This is a genomic window from Microbacterium sp. MYb66, assembly GCF_002979435.1.
Classification (GTDB): Bacteria; Actinomycetota; Actinomycetes; order Actinomycetales; family Microbacteriaceae; genus Microbacterium.
Genome location: NZ_PCOV01000002.1, coordinates 584,147 through 599,009 on the forward strand (window position 1 = coordinate 584,147; position 14,863 = coordinate 599,009).

Annotated in this window: 19 protein-coding genes; 4 read left to right on the forward strand and 15 right to left on the reverse strand. The window is 69.7% G+C overall.

Going from position 1 to position 14,863, the window contains the following annotated elements:
* Positions 1-55 precede the first annotated feature (55 nt).
* From CQ045_RS06575 to CQ045_RS06590, 4 genes are all read right to left on the reverse strand, one after another.
* Positions 56-835 (reverse strand): MerR family transcriptional regulator, encoded by a 780-nt coding sequence (locus CQ045_RS06575; RefSeq protein ID WP_105721856.1) that lies wholly within the window; start codon positions 833-835, stop codon positions 56-58.
* A gap of 165 nt (positions 836-1,000) precedes the next feature.
* Positions 1,001-1,978 (reverse strand): nucleoside hydrolase, encoded by a 978-nt coding sequence (locus tag CQ045_RS06580; protein ID WP_181156465.1) that lies wholly within the window; start codon positions 1,976-1,978, stop codon positions 1,001-1,003.
* 10 nt (positions 1,979-1,988) lie between these two features.
* Positions 1,989-2,273 carry a hypothetical protein gene (locus tag CQ045_RS06585; protein WP_105721858.1) on the reverse strand — a complete coding sequence of 95 codons (285 nt, stop codon included), beginning with the start codon at positions 2,271-2,273 and terminating at the stop codon, positions 1,989-1,991.
* A gap of 7 nt (positions 2,274-2,280) precedes the next feature.
* A complete protein-coding gene (locus CQ045_RS06590) occupies positions 2,281-3,600 on the reverse strand; it encodes an MFS transporter (RefSeq protein ID WP_105721859.1) in 1,320 nt (439 codons plus the stop codon).
* A gap of 94 nt (positions 3,601-3,694) precedes the next feature.
* Here CQ045_RS06590 and CQ045_RS06595 point away from each other — a divergent pair, with 94 nt between their 5' ends.
* On the forward strand, positions 3,695-4,108 hold the full coding sequence (locus CQ045_RS06595) for a hypothetical protein (RefSeq protein WP_105721860.1): 414 nt from the start codon (positions 3,695-3,697) through the stop codon (positions 4,106-4,108).
* 14 nt (positions 4,109-4,122) lie between these two features.
* Here CQ045_RS06595 and CQ045_RS06600 read toward each other — a convergent pair whose 3' ends face one another.
* From CQ045_RS06600 to CQ045_RS06645, 10 genes are read right to left on the reverse strand one after another with little or no spacing between them, the layout of a single operon-like run.
* Positions 4,123-5,109: a nucleoside hydrolase gene (locus CQ045_RS06600; RefSeq protein ID WP_105721861.1), complete on the reverse strand. Its 987-nt coding sequence runs from the start codon at positions 5,107-5,109 to the stop codon at positions 4,123-4,125.
* A 20-nt stretch (positions 5,110-5,129) separates the two neighbouring features.
* Positions 5,130-5,807 (reverse strand): substrate-binding domain-containing protein, encoded by a 678-nt coding sequence (locus CQ045_RS06605; protein WP_105721862.1) that lies wholly within the window; start codon positions 5,805-5,807, stop codon positions 5,130-5,132.
* The gene (locus CQ045_RS06610) at positions 5,804-6,445 is read right to left on the reverse strand and encodes a class II aldolase/adducin family protein (protein WP_105721863.1); all 642 of its coding nucleotides are present in this window, start codon (positions 6,443-6,445) and stop codon (positions 5,804-5,806) included. Before CQ045_RS06610 ends, CQ045_RS06605 begins: the two co-directional genes overlap by 4 nt.
* On the reverse strand, positions 6,442-7,668 hold the full coding sequence (gene otnK, locus CQ045_RS06615) for a 3-oxo-tetronate kinase (protein WP_105721864.1): 1,227 nt from the start codon (positions 7,666-7,668) through the stop codon (positions 6,442-6,444). Before otnK ends, CQ045_RS06610 begins: the two co-directional genes overlap by 4 nt.
* Positions 7,665-8,333: a hypothetical protein gene (locus tag CQ045_RS06620; protein ID WP_105721866.1), complete on the reverse strand. Its 669-nt coding sequence runs from the start codon at positions 8,331-8,333 to the stop codon at positions 7,665-7,667. Before CQ045_RS06620 ends, otnK begins: the two co-directional genes overlap by 4 nt.
* Positions 8,330-9,136 (reverse strand): hydroxypyruvate isomerase family protein, encoded by an 807-nt coding sequence (locus CQ045_RS06625; RefSeq protein ID WP_105721869.1) that lies wholly within the window; start codon positions 9,134-9,136, stop codon positions 8,330-8,332. Before CQ045_RS06625 ends, CQ045_RS06620 begins: the two co-directional genes overlap by 4 nt.
* Positions 9,133-10,122 carry a phosphoglycerate dehydrogenase gene (locus tag CQ045_RS06630; RefSeq protein ID WP_105721871.1) on the reverse strand — a complete coding sequence of 330 codons (990 nt, stop codon included), beginning with the start codon at positions 10,120-10,122 and terminating at the stop codon, positions 9,133-9,135. Before CQ045_RS06630 ends, CQ045_RS06625 begins: the two co-directional genes overlap by 4 nt.
* Positions 10,119-10,904 (reverse strand): NAD(P)-dependent oxidoreductase, encoded by a 786-nt coding sequence (locus CQ045_RS06635; protein WP_105722212.1) that lies wholly within the window; start codon positions 10,902-10,904, stop codon positions 10,119-10,121. Before CQ045_RS06635 ends, CQ045_RS06630 begins: the two co-directional genes overlap by 4 nt.
* A 27-nt stretch (positions 10,905-10,931) precedes the next feature.
* A complete protein-coding gene (locus CQ045_RS06640) occupies positions 10,932-11,726 on the reverse strand; it encodes an MBL fold metallo-hydrolase (RefSeq protein WP_258130986.1) in 795 nt (264 codons plus the stop codon).
* A 44-nt stretch (positions 11,727-11,770) separates the two neighbouring features.
* Positions 11,771-12,433, reverse strand: a complete 663-nt coding sequence (locus tag CQ045_RS06645) for a GntR family transcriptional regulator (protein ID WP_258130977.1) — start codon at positions 12,431-12,433, stop codon at positions 11,771-11,773.
* A gap of 181 nt (positions 12,434-12,614) precedes the next feature.
* Here CQ045_RS06645 and CQ045_RS06650 point away from each other — a divergent pair, with 181 nt between their 5' ends.
* The 3 genes from CQ045_RS06650 to CQ045_RS18780 are packed head-to-tail and all read left to right on the forward strand — an operon-like array spanning position 12,615 to position 14,238.
* A complete protein-coding gene (locus CQ045_RS06650) occupies positions 12,615-13,454 on the forward strand; it encodes a DUF4097 family beta strand repeat-containing protein (protein WP_105721875.1) in 840 nt (279 codons plus the stop codon).
* Complete coding sequence (locus CQ045_RS06655) at positions 13,451-14,077, forward strand: PadR family transcriptional regulator (RefSeq protein WP_105721878.1); 627 nt, start codon at positions 13,451-13,453, stop codon at positions 14,075-14,077. Before CQ045_RS06650 ends, CQ045_RS06655 begins: the two co-directional genes overlap by 4 nt.
* Complete coding sequence (locus CQ045_RS18780; protein WP_181156466.1) at positions 14,074-14,238, forward strand: hypothetical protein; 165 nt, start codon at positions 14,074-14,076, stop codon at positions 14,236-14,238. Before CQ045_RS06655 ends, CQ045_RS18780 begins: the two co-directional genes overlap by 4 nt.
* A gap of 65 nt (positions 14,239-14,303) precedes the next feature.
* Here CQ045_RS18780 and CQ045_RS06660 read toward each other — a convergent pair whose 3' ends face one another.
* Entirely contained in the window at positions 14,304-14,846 is a 543-nt protein-coding gene (locus CQ045_RS06660; RefSeq protein ID WP_105722216.1) for a universal stress protein, read from the reverse strand.
* Positions 14,847-14,863 lie beyond the last annotated feature (17 nt).

Consider the following 14,863-nt stretch of genomic DNA (forward strand, 5'->3'; position numbering starts at 1 on the left):
GTCGCTCTTCGTCCCGCTCCCCCGATGGCGGGAGCGGGACGAAGAGCGGTGACCGCTACAGGTTCGCCTCCGCGTAGATGCGGAGTGCGTCGCGGACGAACTCCGCACCGTGCGTTCCGCCGGATGCCGTCGCGTAGTTCGCGCCGAAGCGCGGGTCGGCGACGTACATCTCACCGAGGCCGATCACGTACGCCTTGACGTCGCCGCCGGGGGCGGCCGCGGGCGTGCCGGGGATGCCGGTCAGCCACTCGACGTGACGCCGCGCGACGTCCTGGGCCTCGGCGGATGCCGGCTCGATGCCGCTCTCCGCGGCGACGATCCAGTCGCGTCCGAGGTCGGACACACGCTGTTGCCACTCGGCGCGCTCGGCATCCGTCATCCCCCGCCACCAGCTGTCGCTGTCGGCGTAGGCCTTCTTCCCCCAACGCTCCTCGACCTCCTCCTTGTACCGGGTGTGGTCGAAGCCGTCGAACATGTTCTCTGCCATGAGGTTCTCACCTCCTCTCAGTGCTGTGATGGTGGATTCGACCGACGCGATCTGACGCGCCAGCCTGGTCTGCTCCTCGCGCAGCAGCGCGAGATGGGTCTCGAGGGCGGATGCTTCGCCGCGCTCGCGGTCGAGCACCTCTGCGATCTGCGGCAGCCCGAGGCCGAGTTCCCGCAGCAGGAGGACGCGCTGCAGGCGCACGAGCGCCTGCCCGTCGTAGTGGCGGTAGCCGTTGGGCGCGATGCGCGAAGGCGGCAGCAGTCCGATGTCGTCGTAGTGACGCAGGGTGCGGCTCGTCGTGCCCGCCAGCCGGGCGATCTCCTGGATGGACCAGTCGTCCGTGTGCATCACGCTCTCCTTTCGCCGATGGTTCCTGTCCGATGACTCGACTCTAGAAGTTGACGCAACGTCAAGGTCAAGCTCTTTCCGCGGAAACGTGGCCGGCGCGCGAAAACGGCCCCACCCCGGGTCGTGGGGGGTGGGGCCGCTGGTCGCGACGGGCGTCGGGGAAGCTCAGCCTGCGGGGGGTCGGAACGAGGTCACCGAGGCCGTCAGCGCGTCGGCGACGGCCTGGGCGTCGATGTCGAAGAGCACGTCGACGTTGGGCACGCCCTGCCACCGATCGATCATCTGCACGACGGTCTGCCCGCGGGTGTGCCGACCGTTCAGCTCCACGTCGACGCGCAGCCGCCGCACGGTGAACCACTCGGGGTTGAGCGCGTAGGCGACGCAGGGAACGTCGTTGAGGTGCATGCCCTCGGTCTTCCACTCCGGCATGTCATCGCGGTCGTCCTGACGGTCCGGGTAGCCGATCATCTCGCAGAGCGCCACGCCCATCGGCGAGCGCGACTCCCAGAGGGTGCGGATGTGATCGGGCGAGAGCGAGAAGCTGCGGGACACATCGAGGCCGACCTGCGTGAGCGGAGCGCCGGACTGGATGACGATCTCCGCCGCCTCAGGATCGTTGTAGATGTTCGCACTCGCGACCGGGGTCACGTTCCCCCAGGTGAGGGCCGCCCCGCCCATGTAGATGATGCGGCGCACCGAGCGCGCGAACGCCGGCTCGAGTTTGATCGCCAGCGCGACGTTCGTCAGCGGAGCGAGCGCCATGATGGTCACCTCGCCCGGTGCCGACATGACCGTGTCGATCATCCGGCGCACGGCATCCGGCTCGACGTCGGCCTGGGGATCCGGGTCCGGGTACTCCCAGTAGCCCACTCCGCCGGGGCGGTGGATGTGCTCCGCGAAGTTCGGCTCACCGACCAGCGGCCGACTCGCCCCCTTCCAGATGGGCAGGTCGGGACGACCGGCGAGGGCCGCGATCTTGCGGGCGTTCGCCGTGGCGGTGTCGACATCGACGTTTCCGAAGACCGTGGTCAGCGCCTCGATGTGGAAGGCGTCCGAGGCGAGCGCCCAGAACAGTGCTCCGGCGTCGTCGATCCCGGGGTCGGTGTCAATGATCAGTCGTTCCATATCCATGCTTTCTGTCATGTCCTCGCGGCTACGCATGCCGTTCGGACGCTTCACTGGGCCCGTCCGCGACCGCCGGCCGCACCCGTGCGGCACGGGCGGAACGCGTGTAGACGAACAGATACCAGCAGTTGATCGCGATGAGGGTGATGTTGAGGGCGACCATGGGCGCGCTGCCGAGCATCAGGTTGTAGGCCATGAGCATCGCCGATGCTCCGAGGTTCAGCCACCGCAGGCGTGAGATCGTCGGCTGGAGGATCGAGACGATCAAGAGGGCGCTGCCGGCCCAGCCGACGATCTCACGCCAGGGATCCATCAGGCGGTCACTTCCCCACGAAGAGGCCGTTGCGCCGCTTGGCGAGGACGTAGAGCACGACGCTGATCGCGCACAGGCTCGCGATGTAGATCGGGAAGACCCACATCATCCCCTGGCTCTGCAGCCACAGCAGCAGGTACGACGCGGTGCCGCCGAAGATCGCGACGCCGAGACCGTAGCCGAGTCCGAGGCCGGTGCCGCGGATGTGCTGCGGCAGGAGGGAGTTGGACACGACGACGAAGATCGTCATGTTGAGCAGCAGCACGATGGCGCCGCCGAACATCACGCCGGCGAGCGTGCCGATTCCGGGCTGCGAGTAGAGCAGCGCCAGGAAGATCGTGGGGATCGCCAGCAGACGGGCGACCACGAACCACCGGGACATCGGGAACCGGTCGAGGATGCGGCTCAGCCCGTACGCACCGAGAGTCAGGAAGACTCCCATGCCCGTCGTGATGGCGAACACCGCGGTGGGGTCCTCTCCGAAGGTGCCGTTGGCGAGGTTCGGCAGACCGGCGATCCAGGTGTAGTTGTACGCCTGGATCGCGCCCACGATGAACACGGTGGCGAGCACGCTCAACCAGTACTTGCGCACGTCTCGCCACACGGAGTTGTTCTTCGTGGGGATCGCGCCGACCGTGCGGATGGCCGCGGTGTCGAGCGTCTCGGGCAGGGTGCGGCGCAGCCACAGCACGATCAGACCGAACGCTCCGCCCACGAGGAACGGGATGCGCCAGCCGTAGGCGGCCAGGGCCTCCGGCCCCAGCAGGAGGCTGATGAAGAAGATCGACAGCGGTGCGAGCAGGTTGCCCAGGTTGTTGAAGAAGGCGAAGAACCCGGCCACGTAGCCGGGGCGGTTGGGCACCAGCTCCAGCGCGTAGGCCGTTCCGAGGGGGGCCTCGACGCCGGCGGAGAGCCCCTGGAGGAGGCGCGCGGCGACGACCACGATCGGCGCGAGAGCCCCGATGGTCTGGTAGTCGGGGAGGATGCCGATGATGAAGCTCCCCAGCGCGACGGCACCGACGGCGAAGATCATGATCTTCCTCCGTCCGTAGCGGTCGGCGACGAAGCCGAAGACGACGCCTCCGAGCGGTCGTGCGACGAACCCGACGGCGAAGACGGCCAGGGCGTTCAGCGTCGAGGCGAGCGGGCTGTCGGAGGGGAAGAATGCCGCGCCGAGGTAGACCGACAGGAGTCCGAAGATCGCCCAGTCGTACCACTCGAGCGCGTGCCCCCAGCTCAGCGCCCGGAGGTTGCGGCGCTCTGTCTTGCTCGCCTTGCTCGTCAACTGCTGCGGCGGTGCGGCTGCCACTACTTCTTCAGTGCTCATGGAGCTCCTTTGCTCTGCCCTCGAGGGGGAGGTGATCGACCCGTTGACGACTATAGTATAGCAGGATTCCCCTTCGTGACAGAAAGAGTGCCTCGTGACTTCTCCACTGAACGACACCGACCGCCGCCTCGTCGACGCGGCCTCCGAACTGCTCGTCCGCACGCACGACGCAGACCTCCACCGTGTCGCGGCCGCCGCCCGCGGAGCATCGGGACAGATCTATCTCGGCCTCAGCCTGCGCTCCCCCCGGGTGAGCGTCTGCGCCGAGAGCTCGGCGCTCGCCAACGCCCGGATCGGCGGCGAGCAGGACATCGAGGCCATGGTGTCCGTCGGGCTGCGGGAAGACGGGACGACGGTCATCCTCAATCCCTGCGGCGTGTGCCGTGAGCTCGTGCCCGCCATCGCACCGGGCATCCGCACACTCGCAGACGACGGCGGTCACCCGGTGTGGGTGACCGCCGTCGATCTGCTGCCGATGCCGTGGGTGCGCGCGCGCTCCTACGACTGAGCCGTCCGCGCGACTCAGCGCCAAGGAAGCGGACGCCGCAGCACCTCGCCGATCCGCTCGAGCACGCCGTCGAAGTCCATGTCGAAGACGACGCGGTGGATCGGCCGCGTCTCACCCTTCACGGGATGCACGCCGGCGAGATAGCGGTCACCGGTGTCGGGGTCGCGGAAGGTCTCGAGCGGCCGCATGACCGCACCGGTCACGAGCTCCGGATACAGCAGACTCGCGACCGCCATGCTGTCGTTGATGCCCATGACCCGGCGTCCTTCCGGCTGCGGGTACGACCGCGAGTAGAACCCGGCGTAGTCGCGACTGATCGCGGTGATCAGCTGCGCGGGGGCGAACCCGGTCGACGACGCGATGTCGAGGAAGAAGTCCTCGGGGACGAGGGCCTGACGCGTGACATACGGTCCGCACCAGGTCACGTCGCCCGCGTGAGCTGCGACGATGCGCGCGGCGTCGATGTCGAAGGAGACGTTGGGGTCGCGCGAGACCCGGAACCGGCGATCCTCCCAGGGCGCGGTGTCGTGATAGAGCGCCGGCCCGAGCGTGCCCACGATCGTGGTCGAGCGGAGTCGCTGCAACAGGTCCGGCCGCGTCTCGATGGCGGCGGCGAGGTTCGTCTGCGGGCCGAGCGCGACATAGTCGATCTCGCCCTCGTGCCGATCGACCAGGTCGAGCACGACGTCGACGCCGACCGGCTCGGGGTCGACGGACCGGGTCGGACGAAGGCCCGTGTTGCCGAACCCGTCCTCCCCGTGGATGCCGGGGTTCATGCGCAGCTCCTGGACGAGCGGCACGTCCGCGCCGCGGTACACGGGGACATCCGTGCGCCCGCAGATGTCCAGCACGTACCGGGCGTTGTCTGCGGCCCGTTCGCCGGTGGTGTTGCCGAAGACGCTGACCGCCGCCAGGATCTCGACCTCGGGATCGGCGGCCAGCAGCATCAGGGCCAGGGCGTCATCCACCCCGGTGTCGGTGTCGACGATGACTTTTCTCATGGTGCTCTCCTCGTAGGGGATCAGGGACGTGACAGCCCGAACGCGGCGAACGCGTCCTGCGTCGACTTCTCGGTCAGGAGGGTGACGAATCGTGCCGCGTCATCCCCGGCTCCGGGGCGAGCCCCGACGGCGAACCGCCCGTAGGACTGCAGTTCGTGCGGGATCGGCTCCACGATCTGCGGACCGGCGACCGAACGCAGCTCGCTGACCTGCTGGACCGCGACATCCGCGCGACCGTCGAGCAGCGCCTCCACCGTGAGGCCGGATTCGCAGCGCACGGCGCGCTCGTCGAGCCGCTCGAGAAGGTCGCGCTCGCGCAGCACCTTCATGAAATGCACTCCGCTCGCGCCGCTGAGCGTGTACGCGACCGCGCGGGCGGAGAGCAGATAGTCGAGGAAAGCCGTCGCCGAATCATCGGCCGGTCGTGGCCCGCCGTCGAGCCGCGCGTATCCCACGGACGAGACCGCGATCTCCGCGACGCGGTCGGGATCGAGCACCCCGCCGCGTGCGAGGTCGGCGACCGAGGACGAGACCCCGAGCACCAGGTCGGGGCGCTCCCCCGCGGCGATCCGCTCGAGCAGCACGGTCGTGGGCTCGAACGTCGCATCGATCCGGGCACCAGTCTCGCGCTCGAACGCGGGGATGATCTGCTCGACGAGGGGCTTCTGGACGACGAGGCCGCTGTACAGGGTGATCACGAGGAGGGAGTCCTTTCGGAGGGCGCCGCGAGCGCATGCAGCTGCGCGGGGGTGAGCGGGGCCGTGGTGAGGCCGCGGGTGAGGAAGAACAGCTGGGCGGTGTGCTCGAGCTCTTCCAGGGCATCGACCGCCGTGTCCAGGTCGGCCCCGGCGACGACCGGACCGTGATTGCGCAGCAGCAGAGCGTGCGTGGCACGCGCCGCCTCTTCCACTGCGCCGGTCGCGGCAGGGTCGCCCGGGGCGAAGTACGGCAGCATCCGCAGGCTCCCGACGCGCATGCCGAAGTAGGCGGTGAGCGGCGGGATCGGAGCCTCGGGATCGACGTCGGCCAGACACGACACGGCTGCCGCGTGAACCGAGTGCGTGTGCACGACGGCGTTCAGGTCGGGGCGCACGCGCAGCATGGCGACGTGCAGGAACGCCTCCTTCGTGGGCTTGGGCCCATCGATGTGCGTGCCGTCGAGCGCGACCACCGACAGCCGGTCCGCCTCGATGTCGGCGAGACTGACGCCCGTCGGCGTGAGCAGAACGTCGTCACCGTCACGCACCGCGAGGTTCCCGGTGCGACCGTGGGTGAGGCCGCGGCGATGGATCGAGTGCGCGACGCGTTCGATCGCGCGGCGGGCGGCGTCGCTCATGCGGTGAGCCCTCGGCTCGCGACATCCACGAACAGGTCCTCGTCGCCGAAGTTCCCCGACTTGAGCACCAGGTGCACATCGCGCCGTTCGTCGTGGATCCACGGCGCACCCGGCGCGACCTCCTCCCCCACGACCGCGACGGTGGTGCCGAGCGCGCGGATGACCTCGCCCGAGGTCTCGCCGCCGGCGATGAGCATGCGCTTCACGCCGCGATCGGACAGCTGCGCGGCGATGAGGCCCGCCGTGCGCTCGTACAGCTCACCGGCGCCCGGAACGTCGTCGCGACGTTCGGACGCGGGGCTGGAGGAGTAGATGAGGGCGGCTGCGTCGGCGGGTTGGCGATCCCACCACTCGACGGCGCGCGCGGCGAGCTGCTCCGCGGTGTCGCCGGGTTCGGCGGCGACACGATGAGCGGGGCTCCCCGAGGAGACGAAGCGTTCGATCTGCTCGAGGGTGCGCCGGGAGCAGCTGCCCGCGATGATCGCGGTACGCCCCCGAGGCGGGGCAGGGGCGACCGTGCCGTCCGCCGTCTCCCGCCGCGCGATCGCTCCGATCAGGCCGGCGGATCCGGCGACGAGCGCGTCGGCCCCGACGACGGTGGCGAGGATGGCGAGGTCGGCGTCCGTGACGGCATCCACCACTACCTGGAGGGCGCCGTCCGCGCGAGCGCGGCCCAGCATCTCGCCTACGACATCGGCACCCTGCTGCACCACATCGAGGGACACGGTCGCGACCGGTGCCGCGCTCTGCGCCGCGAGCAGCCGGAGGACCGAGGAGTCGCGCATCGGCGTCACCGGGTGATCGCGCATGTGGGTCTCCGCGAGCAGGGTGTCGCCGACGAAGAGGTGCCCGCGGTAAACGGTGCGACCGTGCAGCGGCGCGGCCGGGGTCGTCACGACCAGGTCGGCGCCGAGCTCGTGGGCGACCGCCTCGGTGACCGGCCCGATGTTGCCCTCGGCGGTGGAGTCGAAGGTCGAGCAGTACTTGACGTAGATGCGGTCGGCTCCGCGCTGCCGAAGGACCTCGAGCGCGTCGAGGCTCTGTGCGACCGCCGCCGCGGCAGGGAGGGAGCGTGTCTTCAGCCCGATGACGACGGCGTCCGCCGAGACCGCCGGATCGTCGATGTCCGTGCCGAGGACCAAGAGGGTGCGCAGACCGGCACGGCGAAGCGCGGCCGCGACATCCGTCGCCCCCGTCACGTCGTCGGCGATGACACCGATCATCGACGGTCCTCGTGCAACGCCGCGGTCAGTCGGCGCGCAGCTGCGGCCGGCCCGTCGAGCACGGTCACATCGAAACGATCCGCGAGGGCTTCGGCCGCGGCGGCGAGGGAGTACTGGGCGAGCACGATGAGATCGTAGGGCTCGTCGACCGCGGCGATCGCCGTGGCGAGAGCGTCGATCAGGTCGGGCGCGGCCAGCGGGACGGCCGCCGCGGACACCACCAGCGGGTGCACCTGCGCCGCTGAGCCGCTCTCGACGAAGGCCGCCGTCAGCCGGGCCGTGCTGTCGCTCGCGGACGACTCGAGCGAGGCCACGAGCAGCACGCGAGCGGGCGCGGCGGCGACCGCCTCGGCGAACAGCGGACCGTCTGCCGACAGCACCGGGGCCCCGTCGACAGCGCGATCACGTCGGTCGGCACGCACCCCGAACTGCGAACAGGTCAGCAGCACGCCATCCGCTCCGCCGGCGAGCGCGAGTTCGATGAGGCTGTCCATCCGGGCAGCCAACGGCGCGGTGATGCCGCCCTCGACGTGGGCGTCGGCGAGCAGGCGGTCGTCGAGCAGGTTCCACACGGTCGCTGTGGGAACAGCGGCCGCGATCGCCGCCGCTGCGGGGGCGATCGCCAGCGGGGTGGCGCTGATGAGCGCGATCTTCGGGTCGGTCATCGGATGGTCCTCTCGATCCAGGAGAGCCCGTCGCGGGTCCCCGCGACGGGGGCGTACTCGCAGCCGATCCATCCGGGATAGCCGCTCTGAGCGATGCGCGCGAGCACACGCTCGTAGGCGATCTCGCCCGTGCCGGGTTCGCCGCGTCCGGGGTTGTCGGCGATCTGCACGTGCGCGACGGCGGGCAGCAGCTTCTCGAACCGCTCGATGACGTTTCCGCGGTCGACCTGGGCGTGGTAGACGTCGAACAGCACGCCGACCGTCTCCGGATCGACGCTCTGCGCGACGGCCGCCGCGGTCTCCATCGAGGCCAGACCGTAACCGGGCTGATCGCGCTTGTTGATCGCCTCCAACGCCAGCCGCACACCCGTGCCGCGCGCCTGATCGGCGGCCCAGGAGATGTTCGACACGTACGTCGCGTACGCGGAATCCGCGTCGGCATCGGCCGGCTTGATGCCGGCCATCGCGTGCACCACGCGTGCGCCGAGGACGTCGGCGTACTCCAGCGCGCGCAGCACGCCGTCGCGGAACTCCTTCTCCGCACCGGGCACGTACGCCGCACCGGATGCGGTGGCGGAGCCGGGCGCACCGGCGGGCGTGTTGATGAGGATCTGCGCGAGTCCTGCGTCGTCCAGCAGGCGACGCACCTCCGCGGGCGCGAGCTCGTACGGTGAGGCGAACTCCACCGCGGTGAACCCGGCGTCGGCTGCCGCGTCGAAGCGCTCGGCGAACGGCACCTCGGTGAACATCCACTTCAGGTTGGCGGCGAGGCGCACCGGCCCCGTCGACGACTCGACGATCATGCCGACACCGCGCTGTAGTCGGGGTTGACCACGAACTCCGGCGCCGCACCGCCGAGAGCGGCGATCACGTTGCGAGCGGCCATTCGGCCCGATTCGCCGCGCGCCTCGCGGGTCGCGCCGGCGACGTGCGTCGTGGCGAGGATGCCGGGAGTGTGCAGGAGCGGACTCGACGCGCCGAGCGGTTCGTCTGCGAACACGTCGAGCGCGGCGGCGCCGATACGTCCGTCCCGCACCGCATCCACCAGGGCGTCCTCATCGACGATGCCGCCGCGCGCGGTGTTGATGAGCACCGCGTCGTCCTTCATCAGCGCCAGCCGGGACGCATCGATGAGGTTCCGGGTGGATTCGTCGAGGAAGAGGTGCAGGGTCACGAAGTCCGCCTCGCGCAGCAGCTCGTCCAGATCGAGACGACGGATGCCGTGTGCCGCAGCGAAGTCCTCATCGAAGTACGGGTCGTACGCGACGATGTGCATGCCGAAGCCCGCGGCGATCGTCGTGACCGCCTTGCCGATCGAGCCGAGGCCGAGGATCCCGAGGGTCGACCCGTGCAGCTCCCGACCGGTGAGCTGCTGCCACGTGCCCGCGGCCAGATTGCTCACGTTCTCGGGGATGCGACGGGCGCACGCCAGCGCCAGGGCGAAGACGTGCTCGGCGACGGCCTGGCGATTCGCGCCGGGCGTCACGCACACGGGAATCCGGCGTGCCGTCGCGGCGCTCACGTCGACGCTGTCATAGCCGACGCCGGTGCGCACGACGATCTGCAGGTCCGGGGCGAGCGCGAACTCCTCCTCGCCCAGCGGCCGTGTGCCGGCGATGATGGCGCGCGCTCCGGACAGCGCGTCGGCACGGTCGTCGGGTGCCAGCTGTGCCAGCTCGGGCTCGTGCCGGGTCGTGAGACCGGCGGCGCGCAGCATCCGATCGACCTCGTCGCCGGGTTCGAGGAACGCCGTGGTGATCAGCACGTCGTGGGAATCGGTCGTCGTCACCAGATCCCTCCTTCGTAGTCGGGGGCGGCGAATGCGCCGCCGTGCAAGGTGGGTGCGGGGGCGCCGAGGTCCACGGCGTCGGCGTGGTCGGCGGCGTCGTCGCGCGGGACGTAGCCGATGGCCGCCCATCCGGCGTCACCGTTCCACCAGCGTTCCGTGTTGGCCGAACAGCCGTACACGACCTGGCAGCCCACGGGTGGGCTCTCGATCGCGCAGCGGAAGAGCTCGACGCCGTCGCGCCAGCTGAGCCAGAGCGCGAGCTGACGCCTGTCCTCGGGCGCCGGACGGAAGGTGCCGATGCGCACGAGCACCGACTCGATCCCCCACTTGTCGTGGTACAGGCTGGCGAGCGCCTCGCCGAACGCCTTCGACACCCCGTAGAAGGTGTCGGGGCGGAGCGGGGCGCTCTCGTCCAGCACCTCGCTCGCGGGGTGGAAACCGACCACGTGGTTGGAGCTGGCGTAGACGACCCGACGAACACCGGCACGTCGCGCAGCCTCGTACACGTGGTACGTCCCGTCGATGTTGACGCTGCGGATGCTGTCGTACGGGGCCTCATCGGCGATGCCTCCGAGGTGCACGATGACGTCGACGCCGTCGGCGGCCGCGGTGAGGGCATCGAGATCGCCGAGGTCGCCGATCACGACCTGCTCGCCGGGGAAGAGGGTTTCGTCGGCGTCGGAGCGCGCGAACAGCACGACGCGGTCGTAGCGGGAGGCGAGTCCTTCACGGATCACCCGGCCCATCCGTCCCGTCCCGCCGGTGTACAGCACTGTCGTCATCGTCATCCTCTCCTTCCGCATCGGCGCTCAGCCGATGCTGCGGTCCTCTTCACCCGTCGATGCGTCGGCGAAGAAGCCGATCTCGGCTCGCTGCGGGTGCCGGCGCAGCGCGGTGCGTCCGTCCCAGTGCAGCTCCACGTCGTGTCCGGGCACGAGCGTCGCTCCGGTGTCGGTCAGCAGCGAGCGCATCGCGGCGATCGTGGTGGCACTGGCCTCGGCGTCCAGCGTGGAATCGACCCGCCCGGAGGCGAGCTCGTACACGTTCTTGACCGCGTCGCCCGCGAAAACGCGCTTGTCCGCTGCGCGGTCGAGATAGAAGGCGAGGTGGTGCGGGGTGTGCCCGCCGCTGTCGACGGCGTGGATGCCCGGAACCACCTCCTGCCCGGCGGCCATGCGTTCGACGCGGTCGGTGCGACGCAGGAGCTCCTGCACGTGCAGGTCGGGAATGAACGGGGTGCCGGCGGGCTGGTCCGCCGCCCAGCGGAGCTCCTTCTCACCGACCCACGTGGTCGCGTTGGCGAACATCGGGAAGTTCGAGACGTGGTCCCAGTGCATGTGGGTCAGCAGCACGTCGGTCACGTCGTCCGTCGTCAGCCCGAGACGTTCGAGACCGGCGTGGATGAGGGGGACGTACGCGGGCTGACCGGCGTCGATGAGCACCCGGCGGACGCCGTCGTCGAGAAGCCACAGACTGCTCCAGCCGAAGGCCCCGTGCGAACGCGACTTCCCGGGAAAGCCCTCCACGAGCGGGCGCGCGATATACCCCGACGATCCGATTGATCCGGTCGTCGGCATCGACATGGGTCCCTCGTTCTGCGCCATCACAAAAAATAGTATAGCGCAGAACCGGGAGCCCGGCGGGCTGACTAGCCCTCGAGGAGCCTCTCGGTCGCGCCGATGATGTGGTGGCGCATCGCCTCGGCCGCGCCGTCCGCGTCACCGGCCACGATCGCCTCGTAGACCGCATTGTGCTCCGGCGCCGCGCTGACGGCGCCCGTGCGTCCGAACTTCGAGAACAGTCGGAACCGCTGGATCTGACCACCGAGCGCGGCGTACGACATCTCCAGGAAGGCATTGCCCGACTGTGCGGCGATCATCATGTGGAAGCGCGCGTCACTGCGCCAGTAGAGGTCGAAGCCTTCGGTCTCGGTGTCGGCGACCTCGGCCGAGCGGCGGAAGTCCTCGACCGCCTCGCGCAGCCCCTCCAGGAACTCCGGCGTCGTGCGCAGAGCGGCCTCGTACGCGAGACGGGGCTCCAGCAGCACGCGGGCCTCCCCCAGCTGCTCCACCTCTTCGCGCGTCATGACGGGAGCCACCTGGTAGCCGCGCAGCGCCTCGCGCTGGACGAGCCCGGTGTGCTCCAGCCGCGCGAGCGCCTCACGCAGAGGCGTCTGGCTGACGTCCAGCTCACGCGACAGGGCTCCGATGTTCAGGCTCTGTCCTGCCGCCCGCTCTCCCGACATGAACTGATGCAGCAGCACCTCGTACATTCGGTCGGCGATGGGCTGCTTCGTCGATCGCCCGGCCACGTCTTCTCCCCTCGAAGTCCTTCCGTCGAAGACTACCGGTCGGCTTCGCGGGGTCCGGACGGACGCGCTGCCGCCCCGGCGACCGGGCCTCTCTCGCACGCAGGGTTGACACCATCGAGATATATCGTGTTATTGTGGCAACACACGATATATCGTGACCCTCAACACAGGAGAAGCAGACATGACCGAGAAGTGGCTCATCGCCCCCGGCGAGGAACGCGTCATCGACATCGAATCCGTCACCCGCCTCAAGGTCGGCCTCGTCGGCGGACAGGTCGACATCATCGCCCACGACGAACCGGGCATCCGCATCGAGGTGCACGGCGTCACCACCAAAGACCTCCGCATCGAGTCCCACGACGGCGAGGTCGAGATCGACCACCCGCAGCTGGGCTGGGACAACTTCCTCGAGGTGTTCCGCAACTTCGGCTCCGGCGGCCCCCGCGCCGAGGTGAGCGTCGCGGTCCCCCGCTCGATCGCCCTGAACCTCGGCGTCGTCAGCGCCGGCGCTCTGGTCTCGGGCCTCCGCAACGACGCACGGCTCAACACCGTGTCGGGCGACATCATCGTCGACACGCTCATCGGCGACCTCACGGTCAACTCCGTCTCCGGCGACGTGCAGGTGCGCGGGCTGACCGGCTCGATCAGCGCGAACAGCGTCTCGGGCGACGTGGCCGTCACGGGCGCCGTTCGGCGGGCGACCGTCGACATCGTCTCGGGCTCGACGCTCGTCGATGCCGCGGGCGATGTGAACACCATCAACATCAACTCGGTCTCCGGCGGCACGACGGTCCGGCTCGACGAGTCCCTGGCCGCCAACTACGTCGTCCGTTCGCTGAGCGGACGACTGCTGATCGACGGCGTCGAGCGCAGCTCGTCCGGCCCCAGCAACTACACCGGCACCAAGGGCGAGCTCTCCGGTCGATTCGTCGACCTGCGCGCGAACTCCGTGTCGGGCGGAGTCACAGTGCTGCGGCGCACGCCGGCATCGATCACGGAAGACGAGGAGTGGGAAGCATGAGTCCCGCAGTCTTCTCCCACGGCGACCTCCGTCTGTACCTGCTGTCGCTCCTCGCCGAGGCTCCGCAGCACGGCTACGGCATCATCCAGTCGCTCACCGACCGCACCGGCGGCACCTACACGCCGAGCGCCGGCACCATCTACCCCCGGCTCGCGAAGCTCGAGGAGGAGGGCCTGGTCACCAAGACCGTCGACGGCCGCACCACCATCTACGCGATCACCGAGGCCGGTCGGGCCGAGCTCGCATCGCGTGAGGGCGACCTGGCCGGAATCGAGGCCGGCCTCACCGACTCCGTGCGGCTGATCGCGAGCGAGGTGCGCCAAAGCGTCCAGGACGCGATGAAGAGCCTCCGCGCCGATCTCGCCGCGGCCGAGAAGGGCGAGCGCACGGCGGCGAAGAACCGCCCCCGCTCGGCGACCGACGACTCCCGGCTCGTCAGTCGCGAGGAGATGCATCGGGCGGATGCCGTCATCAACGCCTTCCGGGCACGGGTCCGCACCGACCTGCGCACGCACCTGGCGAAGGGCGGCACACTGTCTCCGTCGGTCGTCACCGATCTCGAGACCGCACTCGACGACGCGGCGCGCGGCGTGACCGTCGCCCTGAGCACCTCCGGATCATGACCACGTCGGCGCGCGCCGTACCGCGCGCGCAGCAGGAGACCGAAGCCCGTCCCGGGTCCAGCGCCTCTCCGCTCGTGCCGCAGCGGCAGCAAGTCGCCGTATCGGTCCCGTCGGGGGCACCGGCGGCGCGACGCCACGGCATCATCATCCGCATGGGCTGAGCGCAGCAGGAGGCCCCGTCGGCGTCACGCCGACGGGGCCTCCTCTCCTCCGGAGCGCGAGACTGCTACTCGGGCCAGATCTCCTTCTGCTCGTCGGGGACCGGCTCGCCGAGCGGGACCACGAGCACCGATCGGTGCTGACGATGGGTCAGACGCGCCGCGACCGACCCCGTGAAGAACTCCCTGATCGACTCGCCGATGCCGCGCTTGCGGGTACCGACGACGATCAACTGGGCGTTGAGCTTGTTCGCGAGCTGCTTGATCGCCAGGGCCGGGTCGCCGACCAGCTGTCGGGCGGTCCAGGTGACATCGGTTCCCTCGAGCAGCTTCGCCGCGGCTGCCTCGACGGCTTCGAACTCCGCGGCACCGGCGTCGAAGTTGATGTCGATCGGGGCGGAGTGGACATATCCGTCCGGGTCCTCGTACGTCACGAAACGCGTGACATCGACGTGCGCCACCACGAGCGGCGCGCTGAGCAGCCGCGCGTACCGCACGGCCTCGTCGATCACGTGTCGATCCTGGTCCAACTGCATGCCGACGATGACGGCCTTCTGCAGCGCCGCGTTCTGTGCGGCCTCGTCGGACGGAGTGGAGGTGTTGTCGGTCATGACGATCGTTCCCTTCA